General features: G+C 51.1%; 4 protein-coding genes. 3 read left to right on the top strand and 1 reads right to left on the bottom strand.

What is annotated here, in order from left to right:
- Positions 1–297 precede the first annotated feature (297 nt).
- Entirely contained in the window at positions 298–1,086 is a 789-nt protein-coding gene (locus tag AB9F29_RS21085) for a class I SAM-dependent methyltransferase (RefSeq protein WP_369757147.1), read from the top strand.
- Between the two features lie 200 nt (positions 1,087–1,286).
- Here AB9F29_RS21085 and AB9F29_RS21090 read toward each other — a convergent pair whose 3' ends face one another.
- Positions 1,287–2,126 carry a LysR family transcriptional regulator gene (locus AB9F29_RS21090; protein WP_369757148.1) on the bottom strand — a complete coding sequence of 280 codons (840 nt, stop codon included), beginning with the start codon at positions 2,124–2,126 and terminating at the stop codon, positions 1,287–1,289.
- A 97-nt stretch (positions 2,127–2,223) separates the two neighbouring features.
- Between AB9F29_RS21090 and AB9F29_RS21095 the strand changes: the two genes are divergently transcribed.
- Complete coding sequence (locus tag AB9F29_RS21095) at positions 2,224–2,631, top strand: hypothetical protein (protein ID WP_369757149.1); 408 nt, start codon at positions 2,224–2,226, stop codon at positions 2,629–2,631.
- 250 nt (positions 2,632–2,881) lie between these two features.
- The gene (locus AB9F29_RS21100) at positions 2,882–3,571 is read left to right on the top strand and encodes a transposase (RefSeq protein ID WP_369757150.1); all 690 of its coding nucleotides are present in this window, start codon (positions 2,882–2,884) and stop codon (positions 3,569–3,571) included.
- Positions 3,572–3,599: the final 28 nt, after the last annotated feature.

A 3,599-nucleotide genomic window follows, 5' to 3' on the forward strand; every position in this document is an offset into this window, starting at 1 on the left:
GACTGTCCTGAGCGCCACCATGATCCATCAGGGTAGCGGAATAACGATATCGTGCCAAAATGGACACGAACGTCAAAAACTCTTAAGGGCACCAAGATCAGCCGGGTTTCCACACAGCCTCCGGACAAAACGCCACTTCCAGCCGAGTCCTAAAATGTTAGCTTTAGCACGTTTTAGAAGCTGATTTGAACAAAACTCGCGAACGTGCCCCCTAGAAAATTGGGACGCAGTCCGGTCGCTTATGGTACGTTACCTACACGCGGGAACCTGTCGACATCTTGGACAAGAGGGATTGAAATGGACAAATTTCGCTTAACACATGCGGCAGCGCAAAAATATGACAGTCATAGTGTGCCTGCGATGTTTGCGCCATTGGCGCGGGCTACGTTGGATAAAATGTCTTTACCAGAAGGTGCGCATATTATTGATATCGCATGCGGTACGGGGGCTCTGACACGCGAAATTGCCAAACGTCTTCTTGGGGATGGCCGCATTGTTGGCGCAGACTTGAATGAAACAATGATTGACTTGGCGAGACAACGCCATCCGTCGGATGCCCATGATGCGGCATATGTTGCTTCTGATGTTTGCGAACTTCCGTTTGAGGATGGAAGCTTTGATTTGGCCTTCTGTCAACAGGGCTTACAGTTTTTTCCAAACAAACCAGCAGCGCTGGCGGAAATTCGGCGCGTGCTCAAAGCGGGTGGGAAACTCAAACTAACCTGCTGGAGTGCGGTTTCACCGTTTAACGGAGCGCTGTCCGAAGCTTTAGCCGATCATGTTGGCGAAGCTGCATCTAACAAAGCAAAAGCGCCGTTTTCTTTCCGCGATGCGGATGTAATCACGGAACTTTTTGAAGAAGTCGGTTTCGTCATTGAGGCCCATCAAAAAATTGTACTTGAACGGCGGTTCGAAAATCTTTTCGAACAGATTATGGCGTTGCCTGTGGAAAAGGACTTAAGCGATTCAGGTGAAGCCGTTACGCGCGCAGTTGTCGAAGATGTTGCCGTTAGGCTTGAAAAATATGCTGTCAACAATGTCTTCATTGTGCCGCAGGAAGCTCATCTTTTCGAAGCGCGCGTGTAAATTACCCTCATGTCATACCGAAGAATGGCATCTGTTAATCCGGACATTCGACAGGACTCGGAAATTTGCAATTTGGACTCCATGCAAGCTCAGCGAACAGCAGCAGTATGGCTTCGCAGCAGAATGTCGGTTAAGGTGAATGTCTATTGATATTCATTCAGGGTATCCTCAACCGGTTATTCACATACCTAAATAGTGAACTAGATCGGGTTTTCCAGATTTTTCGACGGAGCAATTGTTGTCAACCTCTCGGCCAAATTTGCAGCGAAGGCGGATTTGCGATGAGAAACCCCGATCCTCCGAGACCCAGCATCCGCATCAATCAGCGGACGCACTATGATGTTTTCGCGGCTATCTCCGTGTGATTGCGGCACAAAGGCGATGCCTAAGCCAGCGGCCACCAAATCAAGCAGTTGCGGATCGTTCATCGCTTGCGCCGCGGCGGAAGTCTGAATCGTAGCCAGATCCATGCGATCGGCATTCGGACAATATGGCCGGTGGATCAGAGGCTCGCCTTGAAGGTCGGCGAGACGGATGCCGGACATCCCGGCGAAGGGATGGAAACGCGCAACGGCAATGCGAAACGCCTCGTCCGCGGTAGGAATAAATTCGTGCGAGCTCGGGACGCATTTATCCGACACATACGCGAGATCGCTGTCGTCCGGGTCCTCAGTAAAACGAAAGGTCAGGTTCGCTATGCTCCGGCGCAAACTGTGCAAGCCCGGTGCAAGCCCGTGAATCAGCATGTCAGGAGCACAGTGGATTCGGACGATCTTCTGGGGTTGATCCCGCAGACGGCTTTCCAGCGTCGAGAGGTGGCTCACGCTATCCACAGTGTCGTAATAAAGCTTGCGGGCAAGTGCCGTTGGCACCAACCCTGATTTCGAACGCTGGAACAGAGGCATCCCCAATCGGTCTTCCAGCTTCAGGATCGCCGCAGACACTGTAGGCTGACTGACACCATTGAGGCGTGCGGCCTTGCTGAACGTCCCTGTTTCAAATGCGCTCGAAAAATAACGCAGTGTGTTTAATTCTACCATAGGTTTTAGCTATACAACAACCAAATAGAATAGCAATTACCTTCTACTAAAGGTCGCCGTATATACGCCTCATGACTGCAAATAGGAGCGTTTGAATATGCGTATGACCCCCGTAAAACCCGAGACGACCGCCATCAGCAAAGTACTCACCAAGTTCGTTGCTGGTGATCCATCGATGTTCGAACTGATTTCAGACGACATTGATTTCCGTATCGATCATTTTCGCGACGAAGCGGATACCAGTTGGCAACAAGCGACTTCCCGCGAAGGCATGATGGCCATGATCGAACGGCTAGGTCGGGAGGTTTTCCCGAAAGGCACCGAGGCGCTAAGTGTAGAAACGTTTGTGTTGGGAGATGGCTGGCACTTGACCCATTTCAATCAGCGCTTCTTCTACGGCGTGCGGCAACGCGACGTCACCAGCCTCACTTATATCATTTCACATGAGACCGACGGCGTTTTGGATTTCTTCCGCGAAACGGTAACCACAATCTTAGACGCCTAGTAGGGAGCGCTTTTACGGCCTTGAACATCCGTAGGAAGTATCAAAAACACTAGCGGACATCGGTGTAACAATCGCCGATGTCCGCTTTGGGGAAGCTGAACTGCGGCGTGGCGGCCCTTTGCGAAAGGCAGGTTTGGGCCGGTAGGACCCCAGGCAGAAATGGGCGGAAAGCATGTGTAATTGGGCAGCCTTTCGCTTTTAGGCCAAGCTCCCACTAAGATCACAGAATAGCTGTGAACAAGGGAGATAGGTGATCGAATATTATGTTGGATTAGATGTGTCGTTGCGATCCTGTGCGCTTTGCATTGTGGACAGTAAAGGAACAGTGCTGTTCGAACGTGAACTGCCTTGTGAGGTCAGTGGTATCGCCGAATGCCTTGAGGCATTCCCACATCCGATTGAACGTGTTGGCTTTGAGGCTGGATCAATGAGCCAGCATCTTTTCTTTGGCCTGCGCGATGAAGGTTTTGATGTTGTCTGCATGGAGGCCCGCCAAGTGTGCGCTGCTCTGTCAGCGATGAGAAATAAGACCGACAAAACAGATGCTCGAGGCATCGCGCAAATATTGCGCACTGGCTGGTTTAGTCCTGTCCATATGAAAAGCCGTGAGGCCCATGGGCTTCGCGCGTTGTTAAGTACACGCAAAGCCTTGCTGAAGAAGACCATGGATTTAGCCAATGAGGTTCGTGGGCTTTTGAAGGTATTTGGCGTCCGCCTTCCTCAAACAGTTAAGCATGGTAGCTTCGACAGCGTTGTACGGCCGATGATCGAGATCGATGACGTTCTGGCACATGCTCTCGTGCCCTTGCTCGATGCCAGGGTCGCTCTGTATCAACATTATTTAGAACTGGACCTGTCACGGTTTGATGCCGCTCCTTTGATAGCATTTACTGCAACAAAGGAGACTGAGCATGGGACTGAAACGAACAGACGAATTTAGGGAAGATGCGGTGCGGATCGCACTGACC

Source organism: Falsihalocynthiibacter sp. S25ZX9 (genome assembly GCF_041205405.1).
GTDB classification, from domain to species: domain Bacteria; phylum Pseudomonadota; class Alphaproteobacteria; order Rhodobacterales; family Rhodobacteraceae; genus Falsihalocynthiibacter; species Falsihalocynthiibacter arcticus.